Origin of the sequence: Gilliamella sp. Nev3-1, from assembly GCF_001690435.1 — a bacterium.
GTDB lineage: Bacteria > Pseudomonadota > Gammaproteobacteria > Enterobacterales > Orbaceae > Gilliamella > Gilliamella apicola_C.
On record NZ_LZHN01000011.1, the window covers coordinates 54,499 to 77,509 of the forward strand.

Below are 23,011 nucleotides of genomic sequence, written 5' to 3' on the forward strand. Positions count from 1 at the left end.
ATTGTCACTTATGGTAAAATACCCAATTATAAAAATTATTTTTCATTGATATATTTTATTACCAATATTTCCTCCTGTTGTTTGGGTATTCATCTTAATTAACTTAATATTTAATTATTTTTATCGATTTTGTATAATATAGTGATCTAATTAGAATTGTTACAATCAACAATAATTAATAATAAGGGATATATTGACTCAGTATTGGCAACTTTTAATAGCCAATTAAATTATGCTAAAAGCAAATGGATGTTGTGCTATTTATGCGATTAAAATAACATAACTTAATTAAGTTTCAATTTAAGGAATACCGAAGTGAAAAAACGAATAAAATTGGCTGTGCTACTTTCTTCATTTTTGATAATTTCGAACGCTTATAGTGCAGAATTGCCCTCGTCAGCTAATATCACAAAAGCTTTCGCTGATAGCGCTAAAAGATCAATATTAGGCGAAGGAGGAAAGTTTCCTATTAAAACTGAAGCGGGCTACGAAGTCACTAATATTTTTTATAATCTGAATAACGTCGTATTTGAATATAGTATGCCAACTGATAGCCAAAGCGTTTCCATTGTAGATATTACTGAAGGAATCAGACTTGGGCTCAATGCACAATTTTGTAGTAAACAAGATGTGATTGATGTATTACGGGCTTATGATATTCGCTTCTTGTTCCGTTTCCAATTCAATGATGATCGAAATGTGCCAGCAACATTGTCAATTGATGAAATTTGTGAAGAACCAAAATAAATAGCTTTGGCCATCGCCCCAAGTAGTTCGTAAAATTAACGCTCATTTTGCGAACTTACTTTATTCAAAGTTACTGCCAGCTGATTTATTAAGTTATTTTTGTAAAAATTTTTTAGATTTTCTATTTACATAACTAAACCTTTGCATAATAGCATAATTCACTTTTCAAATTCTGCACTGCATATTCGCTTTTTATTGATTTATTATCATTGTTGCCGCTTTCTTTTTGGATTATTATCACAACAAGCACTAATTAGCATACCTTGCTAATTAAAGATGTGATTAAAGTTGTGATGTTATGTTGAGTTAATCAGAAAAAGGGAAACAATGATGAGCCTTAAAAATAGATTAGTTGAATACACGCAGACTTTGAATAATGTTCAAATTGATAATCCTTTCAAAAAGTTTCCTGACTATCAAGTTCTTAGACACAAAAGTAGTGGTAAGTGGTTTGGTCTAATTATGTCAGTAGAGAAAAATAAATTAGGTCTCAACTCGGAAGAGGTCGTGGAAATCATTGATGTCAAATCCGATCCTGAATTAATTTCTATAATAAAAAATAGCACTGGTTTATTACCAGCATATCATATGAATAAAAATAACTGGATTACCATAATGCTTGATGGCTCTGTGCCACTGGAACAAATAATACATTTATTAGACTACAGTTATAATTTAACGAATAAGGATAAAGTTTGAATTTGCACTGATATATCTAATGACTGCCTCGACAAATAAATAACCGTGCAATTCATGAAAAACGGCTATAAAAAAAGTGATCTAAGCTGAGTTACTCAACAACTGTTTTTTGTTTCTCACAATCTATGAGTAGTTATATGATAAATCCCCTATAGAGCATGTGAGGTAAATATCGCCGGTATTTTTATAAAAACATCTTGAAAATCATTATGTTTTAAATAAGGAGTCACTGGATCACACGGAATTATTTTATATATAGAAGTTTGATTTTATTTTAGAACAACAAACAGAACGATAAATCTTATTGTTTAAAATAAGATTTATCAGAAAATATTATTCAATTGCATTATAATGCCTAAGGACAATCCATTTACCATTTATCTAGGAATCAATTCATGTCATTTGACTCTCTTGGTTTAGATACCGAGATTTTAAAAGCAATTCAAGAACAAAACTATACCAGCCCGACGCCCATTCAACAACAAGCTATACCGGTCATTTTATCTGGTAAAGATCTTATGGCGAGTGCACAAACAGGGACAGGTAAAACGGCGGGCTTTGGCTTGCCCATTTTACAAAAACTACTTGAGCAGAAAACTAAAGACGCTAATAATCCAAATAGCAAAAAAAATAAACGTTCTTTATATGCCTTGATTTTAGCGCCAACACGTGAGCTAGCAGCCCAAATTGGCGAAAATATTCGTGGCTACAGCCGTTATTTACCGATTCGATCCTTAGTGGTATTTGGTGGTGTAAGTATTAATCCTCAAATGATGAAATTACGGGGCGGTGTGGACATATTAATTGCAACACCGGGACGATTACTTGATTTAGCACAACAAAATGCTGTGGATCTTTCAACCGTGAAAATGCTAGTATTGGATGAAGCCGATCGCATGTTAGATATGGGATTTATTCATGATATCCGTCGTGTGATTGCTAAATTACCGAAAAAACGCCAAAATTTAATGTTTTCAGCAACTTTCTCCGATGAAATAAAAGTGTTAGCGCAATCTCTATTACATTCACCAGAATCTGTTGCAGTAGTTAAAACCAATAGCGCTTCAGAGCAAATAACCCAATATATACATAGAGTAGATAAACGCCGTAAACGAGAGCTATTGTCTTATTTAATTGGTAAAAACCAATGGCAACAAGTATTAATCTTTACCCGCACTAAATATGGTGCAAATCACTTAGCGGAACAGCTAACTAAAGATGGCATTAAAGCAGCTGCTATTCATGGTAATAAAAGCCAAGGGGCACGAACTAAAGCCTTAGCCGATTTCAAAAGTGGGCAAATTAGAGCATTAGTAGCCACTGATATTGCAGCAAGAGGCCTTGACATTGAGCTGTTGCCTTATGTAGTTAATTATGAATTACCACAAGTTGCTGAAGATTATGTACATCGCATTGGGCGAACAGGGCGTGCACAAAATGAAGGGCAGGCTATTTCGCTCGTGTGTATTGATGAACTGGCTCAATTAAAAGCGATTGAAAAATTAATAAAAAAGCCGATTCCAGAATTAACAACTAACGGGTTTGAAGTTGATCCAAAAATTAAAGCAGAGCCTGTAAAAAAATCATTGCCAAGGCGAGCATCACCAAAAAGAGCGAATGTAACGGGGGCTGGTCGATCGTCGCACTCTAATCAAAAGAGTATTAAATCTTCAAATAGATCGAATCACTCTAATAATAAAAAAACTAATATTTAACAAAGTAGAAGGAAACTATTATGGTAAATCGTAGCAAGCGTTTACGAAAAAAATTACATATTGAAGAGTTCAAAGAATTAGGCTTTACTGTTAGCTGGTCTTTTGACGAAGGCACAAGCGAAGAGACTTTAGATAACATTGTTGATCAGTTTATTCTTGAAGCCATTCAACCAAATGGTTTAGCTTATGAGGGGAGTGGTTATTTAAATTGGCAAGGTATTATTTGCACCCAAAAATTAGGAAATTGTACTGAAGAACATCGTGACGTTGTCACAAAATGGTTGGAAGATCATGGTTTAAAAAATGTTAAAACCAGTCAACTTATTGATATTTGGTGGGATGAGTTAGCATTTTAATTATTAGGTTATTTTTAAATATACGTTATTCTTAAATAAAAGTAGTCACGTATGTGGCTATTTTTATAACTGAATTTTATCGTACTAATGGTGAATTTATTTTTTATTAACTATTATATTAATATCAACTACATCACCTATTATATTTACATCTTTTTAAGGATGGCTATTTATAATACAATCATACAAACGATAAAATATATCAAATAATAAGTGGATTACCTCGGTGAGTAAAAAACTATCATTAAGATAATTACTGTCTACTATTTGGGCAAGGCTCAATTACATTATGAGTGAAAACGCTATTTTCAAGCTTGATAAAAAATATACATCTTTTCTATTAAAACAGTCAGGTGCGTATTGATTTTATTATGTTTTTACCTTGTTGTTTTTTACAAAAATCAAAAAAATTTCAATCCCTTAAAGCTTTCTCCAAAGCTTAATATGTTTTTTTTACATTCCTTTACAAAAAATCACAAAAAAAACTAGCCAAGCTTTTTTTTAACATTATAATTTTAACGGTAAAAATTAAATTAGCTTTTTTACAGGCTAATAATCATAAAAAATAAATAAAACAATATTTTATTTGTAAGGTGGGATGTTATGCAGTATAATCTTGGACAACAGACAACAGACAACAGACAACAGACAACAGACAGGGCAAGCCTATGCCTTAAATTTATCCAACAATTGCATTAGCCGGTTTTTTACACTTCGCTCGTTTATATCATCAAAATTATCCACCAAATTATTTAAAAAAATCCCGTTGGCATTAGCGCCAGTATTGTTATTGCCGTATTCGCAAGGTTCGCAAGCATTAACGGTACATACTAGCCAAGTGATTCAAGGTAGTGCCCCGTATTTAACGTTTGATGGTGGTAAAACCAAAGTGACCACAACAACGGAGTTATTAGGTATTAAATTATCGGATGGTCGAGAATTCACCCCTACAACCAATAGTTCATCACCCGCAAATCCAATTGAGTTACCTGCAGTGGGTCAAAGCTTTGCTGATATTCAAATGTTAGTCCCGCCATCAACTAATTCTGTAAGTTTAAATGAGTTAGTAACAAACTATAATTATTGGGGCGATGATGATGGCGATGGGCAGGAAGCAGGAGAGATAACCGCAACAGGGAATTTAGCGGTTAGTATTACAGATAAGAATGGTAAAACAGTGAATCGTAGTGAAGTATTAATGATATGTAATGCGCCTTATAAAGTGGTAATAAGTAGCGAAGAGGGTAGTTTAAGTACCCGTTACGGCGTTCCTAATAGTAGTACTTTCACTGGTGACACAGCAACATATTATATTAATCCAAAATCATCACCATTTATTTGCTTTGCAAGACCAGATGTAATAGCCTCAACGGAAACTTGGATACACGGCATTAAGCTTGACCATAATGGTCCGGCTACTGTCTGGAATCCAGATAAAGGTTTTCTTACTCAGTCAATAAATCCATCATCTTATGGTCTTAATTTTCCGACAACAGGAGTTGATGGTTTCTATTTTGATTTAGATATAGGTGGAATTGATGCCAGTCAACTAACGTGGTTACCCGTTACGCATGGGGGAATAACCGCTACTGTAACAAGGGCGTTACCAAATGCAGATGATTATTGGATATCCGATCATTCAGTACCAGTAACGCGTGTTACGTTAAAAGGTCCAGAGGCAAAGAGCCAATTGAACAGTCCTCATCCTAGTCCAATTACTAAGCCAAATTTGCCGCAGACATTTGAGTTAGTGGGTAGAGATAGTCGTGGTAATACAGTAGTAAAATATGGATTTGTATTACAGAAATGGTTCGTTAACGGAGCTAAAAATAAAAAAAGAATTTATTCTGAAGCAGAAACTTGGTGTCGTGGTTTAGGTTATCGTGTGCCACAGATAAAGGAGCTAACTAACGCCGTCTGTTCTGGTTTGGGTGCACAACCGCGTTGTCAGGGTGCAGTTGGAGGCAAACCATCATCAAATGGAAATTATTTTCAGCGTCAAATAGGAGCTGGAGTCATGGCTGAGTGGGGCAGTGAAGGGGGGTACAACAATGGCACAATATATTCTTGGTCGAGTGACAAACAAGGAGATCATAGGCTAGCTGCGCACTGGCTTAACGGACCAATATTGGGGATAGAAGAAAACGGAACCTACGATGGTATCGATTGCGTCACTCCTTAGCATTAAGTACCTAATTGTAGGTCGCAGTTGGGGTTATGGTGCAAATCAAGGACAAGCCATCAAAAGAACCAAGCCCCGCATAAGGCGGAGTGCTGAGCGGGGTATCTAGCAAACTTGTACTTTAATGACGGAAAGTCAAAAAGCACTTCCCCGGATGACGATGCCTAAGCTGTGAAGCGTTACTCAACATAAACAATTAGACATTATCATAATAAAAATTGAGTAAAATTAGTACCAAAAAAACAGCTATTTTTTAGCTGGTTTTTTTGTATAAATGTCAAACGATTTTTTTGATAAAAATATCAAAAAGTGATGATGTGTGATTGTAGTAAGGTGGTTTTTTGTGGCGTATAATTTGGTCTCCAATAAACAACTTTCTAACGTAAAATCAACATGAAATTTAAGCCTTAATGGCAACCAGTTTATCTTGTGCTGCTGTAGAGCCTGCTCCGCATTGGGATTATGAAGGCGAATTTAAACCCGAAAATTGGGGAAAACTTTCACCTGAATTTTCAACCTGTGAAAACGGCAAAAATCAATCGCCGATCAATATTGAACATGCACTAAAAACCCATCATGATAAACTTAAACTGGCGTTTAAACCCAGCAAGCAAGAAATCATCAACAACGGCCATACCATTCAAATCAATGTTAACGAAGGTAATACCTTAGAAATTGATAATGAAATCTTTACGTTACAACAATTCCATTTTCATGCACCAAGCGAAAATATGATTAAAAGTAAACCCTTTCCGATGGAAGCTCACTTTGTTTATAAAAATGACAATGGTGACTTAACGGTTGTTGGTCTTATGTTTAATAGGGGAAAATCTAACCCCGAATTAGCTAAAGCTTGGCAACATATTCCGACACAAGTAGGAAACACTGCGACATTAAGTCAGTCGGTTAATATTAAGGCATTATTGCCAAATAGATTAGATTTTTACCGCTTTAGCGGCTCACTAACAACACCGCCTTGTACGGAAGGTGTGAGATGGATTATTTTAGAACAAGAAAGTAGCGCATCTGCCAAACAAATTGAAAAATTCCACTCAATCATACATCATGATAACAACCGTCCAATTCAGCCTTTAAATGGTCGTGTGATAGTTAATTAATATTTTTTGGCTCTATCGGTGAAAGCGAATAGAGCCAATAATTAGTGCACTTATCACTTATAACACACTAAAATATATAATGTATTTTTTAATGGTTTTTTGTCACTAAACATTACACGAATAACGTATAAAAATTTTACGCTATCATCAAATAATATGAATACCCATGTCAAAAATGAAAATTCATATAATCAGGGCTGCTTTATTGATTTTATGTTCAGGTATTTTTTCTTTATCTTATTTTTAAGTGTTTTAGTATCTTGATAGTCATCACTCATATTCTATAAATACGAGTGGATAGGTTAAAGTAACTGACCTATCTATCGTTATATGCTTTTAGGGATGAAAACATGATTATAGGCAAATTAAGGTCAAATCATCAAAGAAAAGTAGTCTTAGCTTAAGAGCAATTGCGCCCACCAATATAACAGCAATACTCAATCCAGCACGAATTACAAAACAAGTTAGGTTTGTAATAATGTACTTAATCCATAATCGATCACCTAATATAAGTGATTAATGACTTAAATTTTAAAAAAGGTTATATTATTCAACAATAAAAATTGTGTTTTTTATAATTAAAAAGGGATAGTTAACATGAAAGGAAAAATTTTTAGTATTGCCATAATATTATTAGCTGGAGCTTGTATGCCCCTTTCAGCTAATGCAATTTATGAGATAACTTGCCCTGATTCAGTTCAGGTAAACGCTATCCCCACCGAATTAGAAACATTACCTGAAGGATGGCAAATATCCGAACAAAAAAATCTGTTTTTGCGAGTTGATAGTGGTGAAGTATACCATGGTAAACCAGTGAATTTAGGACAGATGATACCCTTTACAATTACCATTAAAGGTAAAAAATATAAGGATTCATGGAGTGTTGATACTCGTTATGATACACCCAATGATACTGGTTATTGGTTTAATTGTTCTTATTCACGTAATCGGGTTCGCCTAATAAAACACATCGATCCGACCATGAAAACCTGTTGGGTAATCACTTCAAAAGATGCAAAAGGTAATACGAAAGTAAAACTAAATTGCGATAAAAAAATACATGAAGGTCAACAATCATACTCTAAACGTGAAAATAAAGTTAGTTTAAGCTCTAACATCGGATAAAGTTAGATAGCAAAAATAGCCTTGGTTTGGATAGTTAATAGCCTAATGCATTTAACTTAATAAAACGATATTAACTATTAGAAATAATTGCTTTTTTATAAGATTAAGAAGGAATAGCAAACATGAAAGGTAAAATTTTAAGTCTAGCAGCAATTGTCGTAATGGGGGGGAGTCTTTGCCGTTCAGCTAATGCAAATCAAGAGATAGTTTGTCCCGAATCGGTAAAAATAAAATATGCTAAACCTGAACTAGAAGTTGTGCCTGAAGGCTGGGAAGTGTCTGAAAAAGGCTATGATATGAATAAAATTAATGGTTTAATCTTGCCAGAAGATATCGCTCACACCAGTTCTCTTATTCGACTAAATCAAGTGGAAGTATATTCAGGAAAATCAACTGACTCAGCAAAACGAATAAAACCCAAGCCCGCAACGATAAATGGGAAAAAATATCAGGCAGTTTGGTTGTTAGAGAGCAGTGATGATACTAATAAACTGAGCTTTTGGGCTAGCTGTAATTATAACTACAATAACGAAGTACAATTGACAAAGCCTATTGATACATCACTGAAAACTTGTTGGGCAGTTGACACCCAAGATCAGCATCAAGGAACACTTGCTAAATTAGTGTGTAGTACTGAAAAAGCAAAATAAATTAATATTAGTTTGGATATTTCGGGGATATGTTCACATTTCCCACAAAAGTTATACCTCAATAAAGACAGTAAAAGGTAGTCGTTTGTGACTGCCTTCTACTTTTGTCAGAGATTGGCTTTTTATATAGTCCTTTATCACACTTATAACTATATTGGAGCAAGTGATATAAATAATGAAAATCTGATCGGATTAAATCGTTATATAGATTGCTTCTCTATATGTTGATTTATAAAATCAATGACAGGTTGCCAAATTTCTTGTTCGGGTGCTTGATAATCCCATAAAGGTGTAACCAACTCATCTAATATTTGCAATTTAGCGAGAAAATTTTTTGAATAGGTTTGACGTTGTTCATCTGACATGGATAGTAACCTTTCTGACGAAATGTATTTGCGCTTTTGCCGTGGGTTTTCAATAAAATTGCCTAAACTACATAATTCTTTCTCATTTTCACATTCTGAATAGGAAAAGGGATAAGTTTGTTCTACTTGTTCAAAAGCATCTGCAATTTGCGGTAAATTTACTGCTTTCATTGCCGGTACAACATATTTTGCTGTAGCATAATTCCATAAAAGATTACACCAACCATCACTTTGCCAATGACTAATGGTATGAATGACAACAAAAGCATAGAAAGCATTTCGATCCAGTTTTGTGCTTAGCTCTGATTCGCAAGGGATACACTTATAAATCTTATCAAAGAACGCGATGACATCTTCAAAATCAGATAGCTTTTGATTCTGAGTTAACATATTAATTGTTATCATATTATTTCCTTATCCTAATTTATTTGAATTTTAACATATTTGAACAGCAATGAAATGCTATCTTAGCAGCAGTCTTAAAACTGTGCTGTTTTATGGGGTGGTTACAACCTGTCCCTTGATATTCACGTCCGTTATAGGTATAAATACATTCAATGATATAAGGACACTGGGCTAATACATCATTTTGTAGAAACTGTGTTGAGCTAAATTGGGATTTATCGGGGTATATGACCCCATAAAGCTCACGTAAAAAATCAGTCTCGTGTTTTTTTTCGTTTCATTTTTAAGTAACGGTAAACGTTTGGTGTCAACATAGAGCATTCCGCCTTGATAGGGTTTATTATCGCGCTTAGCTTATCTTCTTAATTTATCTTCAATGGACTTTTCAACTTTAACCAGATGTTTAATACCATAAAAGAGAGTTTTATATCGTTCGTTTTTACTTGTCAAAGGAACAAATGTAAATACCCCAAACTTAGTACAAGATTCAAGTAGAAAATAATACTCCTTGTTTAGGGTTTTATACTCAATCTGCGTCATATTATTTAATGCTTCATGAGGTTTTTCGTTGTTATAACTGGTTAGCCATTCTTCTGTTATCTTTCTTGCTTGTTCCAGATTATTAAATAGATATAAATCTAGTACCTCTGTGCGATAGATGCGATTAAATCGTTCCAATATACCCATTTTGATATGGGTTGCCGAGCTCAATATAATCAATGGCTATATCATGTGATTTAGCCCAGTTAATAAACGTATTTCCAGTGAATTCCGGTCCATTATCGACTCGTATTTTGAGTGGATAATTATGATATTCAGCCAGTTTATCCAGATAACGGGTGATCCTGCCAGCCGGCAAACTGACCGCAATATCAATGCCTAGCACCTCACGATTAAAGTCATCGATGACATTGAAGTGTGGATAATTCAACAGTAGATTCCTCCCACAATTGAACGTAGTTTATTCGACTTGCCTACGATAGTTATTGCTAGTTAGGTAGTTTCTGTGAAATAAATAGTGCTGCTAAATTTCCTGCAATTCCATTACCAATTATGATTAGTTTATTCTTTTTTATATAAGCCCTTTAGACTCTATATAAATTAATCCAAATGATTTTTAAAGTTTAATATCACATACATCAGCTCTTTCCATATAATTTGTGGAAACTGAAGAAAATAGAATTTTTTTATTTTTATCAATAAGATAAGTTGCAGGGATAGGCAGTTTATACGTCTTATCATTATTAAATAATTCTAAATCTGCTCCCATGTTTTTATAGATATCACGAACATTTTCTTGCAGCGTAAAAACAAGCCCATATTTATCAGCAATTTCGTTCCCTTTATCAGAAAGTATTCTAAATTCGAGGTTATTTCGTACCGTTACATCGTGATTAAAATGAATAGTTTGAGGAGAAATCGCAATAACCGTTGCACTATCAATAAGATTGTTATTTATAGCTTCTTGGTAATGTGCTAATTCAGCCATACAAAACGGACACCAATTACCACGAAAAAAGCTAAGTATAACTGGATTATGTTGCAATGTATCGTAGAGCGAAATAGGTAGACCCTCAGCATCTGGCAACGTAAAATCAGGAGCTATATCACCGACTTTAAGAGCGTGGTTTTCTAAATTTAGCTCTATAAGTTCATGAAGTGATTGTCCGAACGCATTTAAAATATCAACTGGCACAGTTTGCGCCATTTCTTTTTGTATTAGCTCAAGTTTTTCATTTAATTTCATGATTATTTTCCTTTAGAGGTTTATTTATTGTGCGTATAGCTTTTTTAACAATACGCTGTGTAAATGCTGAATCACTTTCTGATAACCATTGTGAATAGAGGTCTGATACCCAACTTGGTCGAGTTTTACTTGCATCATTTAACCAATTAGCAACTGAATCTTGGACATATTTTTCAGGTTCGTTTTTTAATGGTTCAAGTAAAGAAAGAGCCATTTCAGGTTGTGTTTTTAACTCACTAATATGCTTAGACCAACCCCCTCTAGGCCTTAAACATTCAACAGCAAACCACCTAACGTAGGGATTTGGGTTTATTACCCAAGTAGAAAGTAATTGAATAGAAACAATTAAATCAGAAGATAATTTTTCTCGAACGGCCATCCAAACCCATTTGCAAACTCTAAAGTGGATATCTTTAGCGTAAGATTGAATCTGGATAAGTAATTCTTGTAGCGATAGTGGAGGTTTCTTTTGGGTAAGAACCACTCTAAATAAATGCTCTTGATCTATTTGTAAGCATTCATTGAGATTAGTCGTGGCACCAAGCCCGTTATTCAATATGTCAATACGATTCATTATTCGTAATACCCTGGTAATATGATATTGTTGGGGTAGATGATTTTTTAATCTGTTCAGTTAACTTTCCATGTATCGTATCACTCATAAAATACTGACTCATAAAGACCGAATGAAGTCGATATGGAGTAAAACCGAAGGTTCTTCCCATTGTCAGCAATTCATAATAACAATCAATAATCTGATCTACATGTAATACTATTAAAAGCCGATTATTCGGCATAATTATTAAGTACGGAGAGAAATAAGGTAGTTTTCGTTCACTTTTAATAAGCCCTTTGAGAACATATTCTCGACTTATCAACCAAATAGCTTCAAAAAACGCATCATACGTGGAAGCAAATTTTATTGTTATCTTATCTTTAATAAAAGATGATTTGTTAAGATGCGTAACAATTCTAAGATTCTTTGTTTCCTGAAGCATATCAGTAATCTCTAAATTCATAAATTATAATTAATCATCTTTAAGCTGAGACATTTTATTTAAAATACAAACGAGCGTTTTAATTTCAGAATCTGTTAAATTTTTTGTAATGTTAGCAATCCAAAGACTATGTTCCTTGAAGATTCGGTGTATCAAATCTTGGCCTTTTTTAGTCAGAGTAATATCAATTTTTCTTCCATCGGTGATGTCTTCAGTTTTATTGACCAATTTTTCTTTAACTAAAGAATGAATGAAAGAGGTTATCGTTGGTTTTGTAACTCCACTCAGAGTAGCAATTTCTTGCGGTGATAGCACCTTATGCTCAAATAGAAGTACGAGCACCATAAAACGCCCCTCAGATAACTGATAATCACTTAGTCGTTTAGCACATTCTTTGTCTATTCTCATTCCAGTAGAAAGTATACTAAAACAAGCTTCTACCGATAATATATTGGCTGCTTTATGTTTTTTAATAATACGAGCTAATGATATATATTTTTTTTCCAACTTCACGATTATGACCTCCTTTTAATATAGTTAGATGTCTAACTAAACTGCCAAAAAAATAGTTAGACATCTAACTATATCTGGATTATAAAAAAAACATATTCCTTGTCAAGAAATATTAAAAAATAATTTCACTTAAGTATAAAGCTCATCAACAAAACAAATTAATACAGATTGTAACTATCCCCTAAAATAGTACAGCAAAAAAGTAGAAAATTCTCTATGATAAAAGTAAAGGGGATTTAATTATGAAAAAAATGACTGAACATCAAATCGTCGCTATTTTAAAAGAAGCTGAAGCGGGTATTCCCGTTAAAGAACTGTGCCGTAAATATGGCATGGGTAATTCAACTTTCTATAAATGGCGAGAAAAATACGGCGGAATGGAAACGTCGGATATCAAACGCTTAAAGGAGCTGGAGGCTGAAAACCGCAAGCTTAAACAGATGTTTGCCGAACTGAGCTTAAAATCCCAGCTTCAGGAAGAAATTATAAAAAAGCTTTAGTGCCAACTGGGGCACGTAAAACGTGGGCACAGCAACTACAACAAAATCATTCAGTTACTATTGCTATGAGTTGTGCCATTGTTGGCTTAAGCCGTTGTGCTTACTATTATCAATCTAAGTTACAGGATGATTCGGTGATTGTTTCGGTGTTGAATGCTATCACAGACCGGAATTTACGCTGGGGCTTTCCTAAATGTTTTAATCGTATCAGAAAGCTCGGCTATAAATGGAATCATAAACGTGTTTATCGGGTGTATTGTGAGTTAAAACTGAATCTTAAAACAAAACGAAAACAACGAATGCCACCTCGGGAGCCAGAAAAGTTATTGGCTCCCAATAAACAAGGTGAATGTTGGTCAATGGATTTTATGAGTGACAGTAGTCGTAATCAACGTCGCTTTAGGACATTCAATGTCATCGATGACTTTAATCGTGAGGCGTTAGGCATTGATATTGCAGTAAGCTTACCCGCAGGAAGGATTACCCGTTACTTAGATAAACTGGCTGAATATCATGGCTATCCATTAAAAATACGGGTCGATAATGGGCCAGAATTTACAGGAAAAACCTTTATAAACTGGGCTAAATCACATGATATAGCCATTGATTATATCCAGCCCGGTAGCCCTTATCAAAATGGCTATATTGAACGATTTAATCGTACCTATCGTACTGAAGTACTCGATTTATATCTTTTTAACAACTTAGCGCAAGCAAGGAGAATAACCGAAGAAGGGTTAACGATTTATAATACCGAAAGACCGCATGAGGCATTAAATAACATGACACCGATTGAGTATAAAACACTAAAACAAGCAGCATGATTTTCTACGTGAGCTGTGTACTAAGTTTGGGATATTTACAATATTACAATTTTAATATGTTTTGCTTTTTTACAATTTTCTTTTTAATTTCAAGTGAAATATATTCAAGCTAATATTGACAATATCTTAATAAAAAGGTCAGTATTTTATATTTAAATGATGTTATTTTTCATTTACAATATAGGCTTGTTTTAGTGGTTACTATATTTCTTTTTTATCTAACTAAATAAAACAAAAAAGATTTTATAAAAACTAACCAATGTACTATAAAAATATTATATTAAACAATGCATTGATAAATTGAATGGGTTATGGTAGAATGAAAGACACAACACAACACAACACAACACAACATTAATTTGTTCTTTTTGTAAAAAAATATTACCAAGCAAGTCTCTCGAAAATTTATTATTTGTTTATAAAAATCACCATAAATACACTATTTATGATCTTAAATTGATAAAAGTACAAAAAATTGAGGTGATAAATTTCATCTTTTTAGTTTTTATGACATTATTAGCCATTACTAATAGTCATGCTGCTTTATCTACAAAGACAATAAAAACAATTGAAGGTTCTGCTCCTTATATCAAATTAAATGGCTCTGCTATTAATGAACTAGCTGATTTATTAAGTTTTCAAAAATCCGATAGTTCCTCTGGTTCTGTAGTCATTGATCCATCGATGAACAAAGTAATTTATGCGCATGATGGGGACAAATTTAATCAATTTATTACGAAAGTTGTTGCTGATGGACAACCAAATCACTTATCAAATGTTGTGGGGGTAAGTTATGGTGATGATGATGGTGATTTCGCTCATTTAACTATGGGAATAACTGGTACTTTAACTGCTACTTGGCGTTATCGACAGCCAGATGGTACGATAAGAACGTTATCTGCTGATGAATTAAAAAACAATTTAGATTCATGTAAAAGTCCATATCAATTGACGATTAGCGCTGATAATATTAAAGCGCAATCTCAATATGGCATACCATTTGAACATGCTTATGGCAGTCTTAGCAAAACATATACAATAAAAGTTGATGATTTCAAAATTTGTTATATAAAGCCTGCTAGTTTACAAATTTATGATGCTTCTGGCATTGACAAAAATACTTGTACCAATACGACAAATTGCAAATTTATAGGTGGTTATAACCCTAAAGTTTTCTTCCCTAATGAAGGGTTTTCTGCTTTGGCTTCTACTAAGTTTCCGACAACGGCTTTTGATCAAGCAAAATTTACTTTAAGAATGAGTAACGAACAGAGTGATTATATTTATACATCAAGTAATCCGAATTTAGTTTCGATAAGTAATGTAGCAGGAAGTGAAGGTGTTGTTACCTTTAATTCATCTGTTCATCCCAATTTACCTTTTAATGTAATCTTAACAGCAAGGACAAAACCCAATGTAATAACGCCTTCAAAAACGTCTATTTATTCTTTTACCATTAATAAATGGATACGCGCACTTCCTCCAACACCATATAAAACAGAGCAGTATTTAGATACTGGAAATGGTATTTTCCCTGCAGCTAATGCTTGTGCTGGACGTGATTTAGGGATGATTAGTGCAGAAGAAGCGGCAAGTTATTTTTATTCGCCAAGTGAATTAACCAATGCACCTAGCGCAGCAACTGCCGTAACCGGGCATGGCATAGGTCTATTTCCTGAATGGTATCATAATCGAGAAGCAAGATTATCGCGAGATATTGACGGTACATTTTACGGAGAATGGGGAAATTTATATAAAGGATACCCTAATAGTGGTTTTGGAGCATCTGTTGGATGTACGTGGAGTAGTCAGGTATATACAAATGCGCTTATATTTGGTATTGATAGGGAAAACGGTTATGTAGGTTATAATTTGCTTAAATATGATGGTTGCACTCCAGTTTGTCGAAAATAGTAATGATAAATAATATTTTATCGTAGAGTGAAACAATAAAAATTATTGGTAACCAAAAAATAGCCACATTGGTATTTGTGGCTATTTTTATTAATGAATGATTATTCAATTCCTTGACTACGCAGATAATCTTCATAATTACCCGTATAATCGTTCACTTTTTCAGGTGTGATTTCAACAATTCGAGTCGCTAAGGAACTTACAAATTCACGGTCGTGCGAAACAAAGAATAGTGTGCCTTGATAAAGCTCTAATGCCATATTGAGTGATTCAATTGATTCCATATCAAGATGGTTTGTTGGCTCATCCATGACAATAATATTCGGGCGTTGCATCATCAATTTACCAAATAACATACGTCCTTTTTCACCACCAGATAAGACCTTAACTTGTTTTTTAATATCGTCTTGTGAAAATAATAATCGACCTAGAATACTACGCACGGCTTGTTCATCGTCGTTTGGTTGTTTCCATTGGCTCATCCAGTCAAATACCGTTAAATCGCCTTCAAATTCGTATTCATGATCCTGCGCATAATAACCAATATTTGCGTTTTCAGACCATTTTATATCGCCTTGCTCAGGAGTTAGTTCGCCCATTAGCGTTTTTAATAATGTGGTTTTACCAATACCATTAGTCCCTAAAATAGCAACTTTTTCGCCCACTTCAACCATGAGCTTAAGATTTTTAAAAAGAGGGCCATTGTCAAATCCTTTGGTAAGGTCTTCAACAACAAGCGCATTACGAAATAGCTTTTTATCTTGCTCAAAGCGAATAAATGGATTTTGTCGACTAGAAGCTTTGACTTCTTCAAGTTTGATTTTTTCAATTTGCCTTGCGCGTGATGTTGCTTGTTTTGATTTTGATGCATTGGCACTAAAGCGACTAACAAACGATTGCAGTTCACTAATTTGTGCTTTCTTTTTGGCATTTTCGGCTAACAAACGCTCTCTCGCTTGCGTTGATGCGGTCATGTAATCGTCGTAGTTACCCGGATAGATGCGCAATTCACCATAATCTAAATCTGCCATATGGGTACAGACCATATTCAAAAAATGGCGGTCATGCGAAATAATAATCATAGTACTTTCGCGTTGATTTAAGGTATCTTCAAGCCAGCGGATTGTATCAATATCTAAGTTATTGGTTGGTTCATCGAGTAATAAGATATCTGGATTTGAAAATAGGGCTTGGGCTAATAATACCCGTAACTTCCAACCTGGTGCGATTTCGCTCATTAATCCGTAATGTTGCTCAATTGGAATACCAACACCTAATAATAATTCGCCAGCCCGAGATTCGGCACTGTAACCATCCATTTCAGCATATTGGGTTTCTAAATCAGCAACTTTAAAGCCATCTTCTTCACTCATTTCAGGGAGTGAATAGATGCGATCCCGTTCTTGTTTGATCTGCCATAATTCGGTATGTCCCATAATTACGGTATCAAGGACAGTAAATTCTTCAAAAGCAAACTGATCTTGGCGTAATTTACCGAGTCTTTCATGTGGATCTAAAGCCACATTACCTGATGTAGGCACGAGATCGCCACCAATAATTTTCATAAAGGTAGATTTACCACTGCCATTAGCGCCGATTAGACCATAACGATTACCGTTGCCAAATTTAACCGAGATGTTTTCAAATAATGGCTTACTGCCAAATTGCATTGTGATGTTATTTGTACTTAACACGAAAATTGACTCTCTTTAAAATGCGTTTTGCTCAAAAGCAATAATTAGCCTTTGCATGACGTCGCGAAAATATAAATTGGCGCACATTATGCCATAATTAATCATTTTTGAGGATCTTTGTTTTAGATAACGGCATTTAGGAAGGGTATATTTAATTTAATTCTTAATATATTGTAAAATATAGGAAAGTTTCAGGACGTCTACACACCATAATTAAAATAAATTTCTAATATTTACAATATGTTAGCCATATCTTAAATTACTGTCAACAGCGTGAATTATTCCTAAATTTATTTTTACCCTTGATTTCAGGTTAATTGGGAAAGATATAATCACTTGATTACCGTATAACTCATTGATTGTTCTCAAAACCATTTTAAATTTGAAAATAAAATAAAATCAACAAACTAAAATTAACTGCAAGAGAATGATAATATTAATCGAATTTGTGTCAGATTTAAGCTAATTTGTGCCGATTATAGCTTGAAAATTCCTTATGATGGCTTTTATTTAATCGTTAAAAGAGGCCAACATGCATATTTTGTGCAAAGCGAAAGCCATTATTTATAGTACATTATTATTGAGCACAAGTTGCAGTTATGCGACACAATTACAATTAACTAGCACTGATCTTATCAATAATGGATTTACTACTCGGTTTATATCCAATCAATTTGGTTGCCAAGGCGAAAATATATCTCCACAAATTTCATGGAAAAATCTACCCAAAACGACAAAAAGTTTAGTATTAACTATGTATGATCCTGATGCACCAACAGGTTCTGGTTGGTGGCATTGGGTGATTGTTAATATTCCTGTACAAACATCGTTTATTAAACAATCAGCAGGAAATAATCCCAATTTATTGCCTAAAGGAAGTAGATTAGTACGTAATGATTTTGGCGTGATAAATTATGGAGGGCCATGTCCTCCGCTAAATTCGACTCATCGATATCAATTTACACTTTATGCACTAGACATTGATCACATTGAGGTTGATGAACAAACTACCCCAGCTCTAGTTGGTTTTATTGCTAATTCGCATCAAATAGCAAAGGCAGATATAATTTACTCCTACTCACGTTGATATTGATTAATAGGCTATTAGGATTATGGATTTTGCTTCAATTGGTCGAGTGAATTATATAACACAACGTTGTAATCAAACCCTAAAACAGATTCAAAGCATTGATCCAATGATTGTCTATGTCATAAATGGCGAAAAACAGATCGAATGTGAGGGCGAATATTTTAAGGTAAAAACAGGTCAGTTAGTCCTGATTCCAGCAGGTAATTTAATGAATATAAATAATTTTTATATTGATGATAAGGATTATCAAGCCATTTGTTACTCTTGGCATGCGCAGCTACTAGACCAATTTGCTTTATCTCATTTTTATCAGAGTAATCAAATTCTTAAAAAAATTAAAGTTGAAACAATATTACCTGAAACTTTTATTACTCGACTAATACAGATTAAAACAGAATTATTTACACATAACCAATGCAATTCTAATCTTGTTAAACATTTATTTATTGAACTTTTAATTAGATTATCTGCATTTGGTGTGTATTTTCCACTGAATAATAACCCGAAAATTAGCCAAAAAATTCGCGAAATTATTAACCAGCAACCAGACAAAAAGTGGCAGGCAGCAGAAATTGCTAAACAATTTGCTATGAGCGAATCAACTTTACGGCGACATCTTGCTTTAGAAGGATATAATTTATCCAAAATTATCTTAGATATAAGAATGAATTTTGGTTTAATGCTGTTACAAACCACCCAAAAAACGATCCTACAAATTGCCCAAGAAGTGGGATATGAATCAGGCTCTCGTTTTGCTTTTTACTTTAAACAACGTTTTGGATTTTCACCAAAGAGGCTACGTTAGCCAATTTTTTATTACTAACATTTAATTTTATTTATTAAATTATTTTTTATGCATGTCCATTACCATGGTTTCTCAGAACTATAGTATATAGCGCTAGCAATTCCTACAGATTATCAATTATTTTATCATAGTAATCAATTTTTATGATGTAAAGTTTACAAGTGCTAAGCCAATTGATACGATGCGTCTCTCATTATTTTCTTTATTTTCATCAATTATGCTTTATCTTATTTTTGTAACAATTATTTGGTCGTTTTCGTTTAGTTTTATTGGTGTTTATATCAGTGGACAGGTTGATACTTGGTTTGCTGTAGTTATGCGTGTTTTGTTAGCATTTATTACCTTTTTACCTTTTTTATGCTTTAGAAATATTAAGCTTAAAACCCTATTTCTTTTAATGGGTGTTGGGGCTTGTCAATTAGGGATTATGTACTTTTTTTATTATAATTCCTTCCAATATATTTCAGTACCTGAAGTGCTGTTGTTTACCATTTTTACACCTATTTATGTCACGGTTATTTATGATTTACTGCAACGTCATCCATTAAGATTGAGTTACCTTTTTACTGCAATAATAGCAGTTATTGGTGCCGCTATTATCCGTTATGATCATATTAGTGCAAACTTTATTATTGGCTTTTTATTAATTCAAGGGGCTAATATTGTTTTTGCCTTAGGGCAGGTTGGTTATAAAAGAATTATGGAGATATATCCAATGCCTCAACATCAGGCTTTTGCTTGGGTTTACTTGGGGGCGGTAATTGTGGCAACAGTAGGTTGGTTGCTTTTTGGCGATGCATCAAAATTACCTACAACTATTTTACAATGGAGCATTATTATCTGGCTTGGCGTAGTGGCTTCTGGCATATGTTACTTTTTATGGAATTTTGGTGCGACAAAAGTGAATTCGGGCACTTTGGCTATTATGAATAATGTGGTTATCCCAACAGGGATTTTGGTGAATGTGGCGATTTGGCATCAATCAATAGACTGGGTACGCTTTATATTAGGTAGTGTAGTCATTATGTTGGCACTATTGCTACACTACAAAGTTAAAATTGCTCATTAAGTTAAAAACAATAATCTGTAGGAATTATTCGCGTTATTGACAGTAATTTGAGAAACGGCCGTCATAAATAGACATAAAAAACAGAACTAACGTAAATCAAAGATTGGCGATATGGCATTTATATCATAATGAAAAATAACTACCACTGATTTGGCTAAACATTTTGATGAGTCGTTCGACCATTTGATTAAAATTTAACAATCGATTAAATATAAATTAAGACGGCAAGCCCAGTATTCATTTTTCAGGTGATAGGTTTTGTAAAAAATATTCAGGATTCTATACCGTTTGGTGATAAATTAAAACTCTACAGTATTTTGTTTGTTAGATTCAAAAGATAGAAAATGATTTATTCATTTTTATACACATAAGATGATTTTAAGTAAAACGCTTTAGGCATTGTTAGCAAATTATTTGAATCATGAAGTGTAAGCAATCTGGTGTTGTGCTATAAAGCTGTGCTATAAATAAGCGTTTAAGGTAAATGTGTCATAATTGATAAAATTAACGGTGTTGTAATAGAAGATAGCATCGTTGATATTAATAAGCTTGAAGCGATAGAGCCTTGCAACACTTCAAACTGCCTTGCCATCATATAACAATTTATCGCAATTGAAACTGAACTGAGTAATACCACCACTTGCAATTCTAAAGTTGGTAGTCCAATGAGTTTACCTAAAATATAAGTAACAATAGGTAACATAGCCAATTTTAATATGCAGATAGCTGTTGTAATTAAAAGTTTATCTCGAATTTTATATTCCGCTAGTCCCATGCCTAAAACAATTAATGAAAGAGGTGCGGTCATCTCACTCACCATTTTAGTTGATTTATCAATAAAGTTAGGTAACGGTAAACCAATAAAATTCACTATAATGCCTGTAAAAATTCCAATAATAATGGGATTTTTTGCAACATTTTTAAAGGCTTTAACAATCCCTTTAGTTGAACATTTTCCCATTTGCACAAATTCAATAGAAACCGTCGCAAGTGTCCATAAAATTAAGGCATTAAAGATAACGATAATGGCAACAATGGGGATAGCATTATCGCCTAATAACATTTTAATAATAGGAATACCAACAAACACCGTATTGGTATAAATACTACCCATAGCAAACATTGTACTTTCTGAACCATTTAACTTAAATAATTTAGATGCAATTAGGCAACCAATTGCAAAGACAATAAAGGATCCACCAAAAAAGACGAATAACAGTTTTATATCGATTTGCGAATGTTCAGAAAAATGGCTCATGATCTGAAATAGCATGATGGGAAATGCAATATAAAAGGTAAATTTGGTTAGGCTATCGGTGATTGTTTTTTGCCAACGACCTACTTTAACCGCTAAAAAACCGAATAAAATTAGCATAAAAAGGGGCAGGGTAGATAAAAACTGCGCCCATAATGTTGTAAAAAATGCCATCGTCATTATTTTATTGATGATTGCGTATGAAGTACCATTCTAAGTCAGTTGATCGTTTTGAATCAAATTGATAGCCTTCTAAATTGAAATCTTTAATATCATCACTGTGATTAATTTTATTTTTTATAATAAATCGGCTCATTAAACCACGCGCTTTTTTAGCATAAAAGCTAATCACTTTATAATCATCTTTGCTTTTATCTAAAAATATCGGTTGAATGATCTTAGCATTGAGCTGTTTTGCTTTTATTGCTTTGAAATATTCGTTTGATGCCAAATTAATTAATGTGGGATGTGATGATTTTAACAACTCGTCATTAAGTTTATTTGTTAATGATTCTCCCCAAAATTGATAAAGATTAGCATGGTTACCGTTTTTTAAGCGAATACCCATTTCTAAGCGATAGGGCTGAATTAGATCAAGTGGTCGTAATAAGCCATATAATCCTGACAGAATCCGTAGATGTGATTGAGCAAATTTTAGATCACTATCATTAAAATCTTCAACATGTAAGCCCTCGTAAACATCACCTTTAAAAGCCAGTATCGCTTGCCTTGCATTCTCAAGATTAAAATCACTATGCCAATTTTGAAAACGCTCATAATTAAGCTCAGCTAATTTGGGGCTGATAGACATTAATTGGGCTAAATTCTCTACACTCAATTTTTGACAATCTTGTATAAGGGTTTTAGTTGAGTCAATAAATTGAGGAAACGTATAATTTTGGGTTAATAATGGTGATTGGTAATCTAAGGTTTTTGCTGGTGAAATAATTATTATCATAACATATTTTGCCTATTGTATTTTGCAATAAATCGGGTTATTTTACATCAAATTCAACCCAAAGGAGTAGCAAAATGAACGTAGATAAACAAGAAATGCACGATATCAAAGCTTGGCCTACTATTCGTGAAATATTTATTGAAATTGTCGACGCTATTTTTGAATTTTTTATAGGGGGGTTTTAGTTGAGTTAATAAATTGAGGAAGCGTATAATTTTAGGTTAATAATGGTGATTGGTAATCTAAGGTTTTTGCTGGTGAAATAATTATTATCATAACATA

General features: G+C 33.5%; 22 protein-coding genes. 13 read left to right on the forward strand and 9 right to left on the reverse strand.

Annotation, left to right across the window (positions count from 1 at the left end; genetic code table 11):
- The first annotated feature begins 315 nt into the window (after positions 1-315).
- The 8 genes from A9G40_RS02715 (at position 316) to A9G40_RS02750 (ending at position 8,592) form a co-directional block, all read left to right on the forward strand.
- Positions 316-747 carry a hypothetical protein gene (locus tag A9G40_RS02715; protein ID WP_065581801.1) on the forward strand — a complete coding sequence of 144 codons (432 nt, stop codon included), beginning with the start codon at positions 316-318 and terminating at the stop codon, positions 745-747.
- 330 nt (positions 748-1,077) lie between these two features.
- Positions 1,078-1,446, forward strand: coding sequence for an MmcQ/YjbR family DNA-binding protein (locus tag A9G40_RS02720; protein WP_065566669.1), 369 nt, complete (start codon positions 1,078-1,080; stop codon positions 1,444-1,446).
- Positions 1,447-1,841: 395 nt separating this feature from the next.
- Entirely contained in the window at positions 1,842-3,161 is a 1,320-nt protein-coding gene (locus A9G40_RS02725; RefSeq protein WP_081302124.1) for a DEAD/DEAH box helicase, read from the forward strand.
- Between the two features lie 20 nt (positions 3,162-3,181).
- The gene (locus A9G40_RS02730) at positions 3,182-3,517 is read left to right on the forward strand and encodes a YggL family protein (RefSeq protein ID WP_065566670.1); all 336 of its coding nucleotides are present in this window, start codon (positions 3,182-3,184) and stop codon (positions 3,515-3,517) included.
- Positions 3,518-4,115: 598 nt separating this feature from the next.
- Positions 4,116-5,699 carry a hypothetical protein gene (locus A9G40_RS02735; RefSeq protein WP_141675172.1) on the forward strand — a complete coding sequence of 528 codons (1,584 nt, stop codon included), beginning with the start codon at positions 4,116-4,118 and terminating at the stop codon, positions 5,697-5,699.
- Between the two features lie 410 nt (positions 5,700-6,109).
- A complete protein-coding gene (locus tag A9G40_RS02740; RefSeq protein ID WP_065581803.1) occupies positions 6,110-6,817 on the forward strand; it encodes a carbonic anhydrase in 708 nt (235 codons plus the stop codon).
- A gap of 597 nt (positions 6,818-7,414) precedes the next feature.
- A complete protein-coding gene (locus A9G40_RS02745; protein WP_065581804.1) occupies positions 7,415-7,942 on the forward strand; it encodes an STY0301 family protein in 528 nt (175 codons plus the stop codon).
- Positions 7,943-8,064: 122 nt separating this feature from the next.
- Positions 8,065-8,592, forward strand: coding sequence for an STY0301 family protein (locus A9G40_RS02750; RefSeq protein ID WP_065581805.1), 528 nt, complete (start codon positions 8,065-8,067; stop codon positions 8,590-8,592).
- A gap of 200 nt (positions 8,593-8,792) precedes the next feature.
- On the opposite strand, the gene A9G40_RS02755 is transcribed toward A9G40_RS02750, so the two are convergent.
- From A9G40_RS02755 to A9G40_RS02785, 6 genes are all read right to left on the reverse strand, one after another.
- On the reverse strand, positions 8,793-9,362 hold the full coding sequence (locus tag A9G40_RS02755; protein WP_065581806.1) for a hypothetical protein: 570 nt from the start codon (positions 9,360-9,362) through the stop codon (positions 8,793-8,795).
- A 354-nt stretch (positions 9,363-9,716) separates the two neighbouring features.
- Positions 9,717-10,073 carry an integrase core domain-containing protein gene (locus A9G40_RS02760; RefSeq protein WP_176700428.1) on the reverse strand — a complete coding sequence of 119 codons (357 nt, stop codon included), beginning with the start codon at positions 10,071-10,073 and terminating at the stop codon, positions 9,717-9,719.
- On the reverse strand, positions 10,027-10,293 hold the full coding sequence (locus A9G40_RS02765; RefSeq protein ID WP_065581808.1) for an IS3 family transposase: 267 nt from the start codon (positions 10,291-10,293) through the stop codon (positions 10,027-10,029). The genes A9G40_RS02760 and A9G40_RS02765 overlap by 47 nt, the downstream gene beginning before the upstream one ends.
- A gap of 186 nt (positions 10,294-10,479) precedes the next feature.
- Positions 10,480-11,109, reverse strand: a complete 630-nt coding sequence (locus A9G40_RS02770; RefSeq protein ID WP_065581809.1) for a peroxiredoxin-like family protein — start codon at positions 11,107-11,109, stop codon at positions 10,480-10,482.
- Entirely contained in the window at positions 11,096-11,683 is a 588-nt protein-coding gene (locus tag A9G40_RS02775; RefSeq protein ID WP_065581810.1) for a DNA alkylation repair protein, read from the reverse strand. The genes A9G40_RS02770 and A9G40_RS02775 overlap by 14 nt, the downstream gene beginning before the upstream one ends.
- 454 nt (positions 11,684-12,137) lie before the next feature.
- Positions 12,138-12,620 carry a MarR family winged helix-turn-helix transcriptional regulator gene (locus A9G40_RS02785; protein WP_065581812.1) on the reverse strand — a complete coding sequence of 161 codons (483 nt, stop codon included), beginning with the start codon at positions 12,618-12,620 and terminating at the stop codon, positions 12,138-12,140.
- A 242-nt stretch (positions 12,621-12,862) separates the two neighbouring features.
- Between A9G40_RS02785 and A9G40_RS02795 the strand changes: the two genes are divergently transcribed.
- Both A9G40_RS02795 and A9G40_RS02800 read left to right on the forward strand, forming a co-directional pair.
- Positions 12,863-13,944, forward strand: a protein-coding gene (locus tag A9G40_RS02795; protein ID WP_442902701.1) for an IS3 family transposase whose coding sequence is annotated in 2 segments (ribosomal slippage) — positions 12,863-13,106 and positions 13,106-13,944 — 1,083 coding nt in all. Because the reading frame shifts where the segments join, the coding sequence is not laid out codon by codon here.
- Between the two features lie 480 nt (positions 13,945-14,424).
- Entirely contained in the window at positions 14,425-15,858 is a 1,434-nt protein-coding gene (locus tag A9G40_RS02800; RefSeq protein WP_141675173.1) for a hypothetical protein, read from the forward strand.
- 101 nt (positions 15,859-15,959) lie between these two features.
- On the opposite strand, the gene A9G40_RS02805 is transcribed toward A9G40_RS02800, so the two are convergent.
- On the reverse strand, positions 15,960-17,552 hold the full coding sequence (locus tag A9G40_RS02805) for an ABC-F family ATPase (protein WP_065581815.1): 1,593 nt from the start codon (positions 17,550-17,552) through the stop codon (positions 15,960-15,962).
- Between the two features lie 532 nt (positions 17,553-18,084).
- Here A9G40_RS02805 and A9G40_RS02810 point away from each other — a divergent pair.
- The 3 genes from A9G40_RS02810 (at position 18,085) to A9G40_RS02820 (ending at position 20,516) form a co-directional block, all read left to right on the forward strand.
- Entirely contained in the window at positions 18,085-18,639 is a 555-nt protein-coding gene (locus tag A9G40_RS02810) for a YbhB/YbcL family Raf kinase inhibitor-like protein (protein ID WP_065581816.1), read from the forward strand.
- Between the two features lie 25 nt (positions 18,640-18,664).
- The gene (locus tag A9G40_RS02815) at positions 18,665-19,447 is read left to right on the forward strand and encodes a helix-turn-helix domain-containing protein (RefSeq protein ID WP_065581817.1); all 783 of its coding nucleotides are present in this window, start codon (positions 18,665-18,667) and stop codon (positions 19,445-19,447) included.
- Between the two features lie 181 nt (positions 19,448-19,628).
- Positions 19,629-20,516 (forward strand): carboxylate/amino acid/amine transporter, encoded by an 888-nt coding sequence (locus tag A9G40_RS02820; RefSeq protein ID WP_218057924.1) that lies wholly within the window; start codon positions 19,629-19,631, stop codon positions 20,514-20,516.
- A 475-nt stretch (positions 20,517-20,991) separates the two neighbouring features.
- Here A9G40_RS02820 and A9G40_RS02825 read toward each other — a convergent pair whose 3' ends face one another.
- The gene (locus tag A9G40_RS02825; protein WP_065581825.1) at positions 20,992-21,945 is read right to left on the reverse strand and encodes an AEC family transporter; all 954 of its coding nucleotides are present in this window, start codon (positions 21,943-21,945) and stop codon (positions 20,992-20,994) included.
- 10 nt (positions 21,946-21,955) lie between these two features.
- Positions 21,956-22,729: a peroxide stress protein YaaA gene (yaaA, locus tag A9G40_RS02830; protein ID WP_065581818.1), complete on the reverse strand. Its 774-nt coding sequence runs from the start codon at positions 22,727-22,729 to the stop codon at positions 21,956-21,958.
- Positions 22,730-23,011: the final 282 nt, after the last annotated feature.

Excerpts from the sequence above, each read along its gene's own strand:
- A9G40_RS02720 (WP_065566669.1), top strand. The coding sequence starts at position 1,078 with ATGAGCCTTAAAAATAGATTAGTTGAATACACGCAGACTTTGAATAAT.
- A9G40_RS02725 (WP_081302124.1), top strand. The coding sequence starts at position 1,842 with ATGTCATTTGACTCTCTTGGTTTAGATACCGAGATTTTAAAAGCAATT.
- A9G40_RS02730 (WP_065566670.1), top strand. The coding sequence starts at position 3,182 with ATGGTAAATCGTAGCAAGCGTTTACGAAAAAAATTACATATTGAAGAG.
- A9G40_RS02735 (WP_141675172.1), top strand. The coding sequence starts at position 4,116 with ATGTTATGCAGTATAATCTTGGACAACAGACAACAGACAACAGACAAC.
- A9G40_RS02740 (WP_065581803.1), top strand. The coding sequence starts at position 6,110 with ATGGCAACCAGTTTATCTTGTGCTGCTGTAGAGCCTGCTCCGCATTGG.
- A9G40_RS02745 (WP_065581804.1), top strand. The coding sequence starts at position 7,415 with ATGAAAGGAAAAATTTTTAGTATTGCCATAATATTATTAGCTGGAGCT.
- A9G40_RS02750 (WP_065581805.1), top strand. The coding sequence starts at position 8,065 with ATGAAAGGTAAAATTTTAAGTCTAGCAGCAATTGTCGTAATGGGGGGG.
- A9G40_RS02755 (WP_065581806.1), bottom strand. The coding sequence starts at position 9,362 with ATGATAACAATTAATATGTTAACTCAGAATCAAAAGCTATCTGATTTT.
- A9G40_RS02770 (WP_065581809.1), bottom strand. The coding sequence starts at position 11,109 with ATGAAATTAAATGAAAAACTTGAGCTAATACAAAAAGAAATGGCGCAA.
- A9G40_RS02775 (WP_065581810.1), bottom strand. The coding sequence starts at position 11,683 with ATGAATCGTATTGACATATTGAATAACGGGCTTGGTGCCACGACTAAT.
- A9G40_RS02810 (WP_065581816.1), top strand. The coding sequence starts at position 18,085 with ATGCATATTTTGTGCAAAGCGAAAGCCATTATTTATAGTACATTATTA.
- A9G40_RS02815 (WP_065581817.1), top strand. The coding sequence starts at position 18,665 with ATGGATTTTGCTTCAATTGGTCGAGTGAATTATATAACACAACGTTGT.
- A9G40_RS02820 (WP_218057924.1), top strand. The coding sequence starts at position 19,629 with ATGCGTCTCTCATTATTTTCTTTATTTTCATCAATTATGCTTTATCTT.
- A9G40_RS02825 (WP_065581825.1), bottom strand. The coding sequence starts at position 21,945 with ATGGCATTTTTTACAACATTATGGGCGCAGTTTTTATCTACCCTGCCC.
- yaaA (WP_065581818.1), bottom strand. The coding sequence starts at position 22,729 with ATGATAATAATTATTTCACCAGCAAAAACCTTAGATTACCAATCACCA.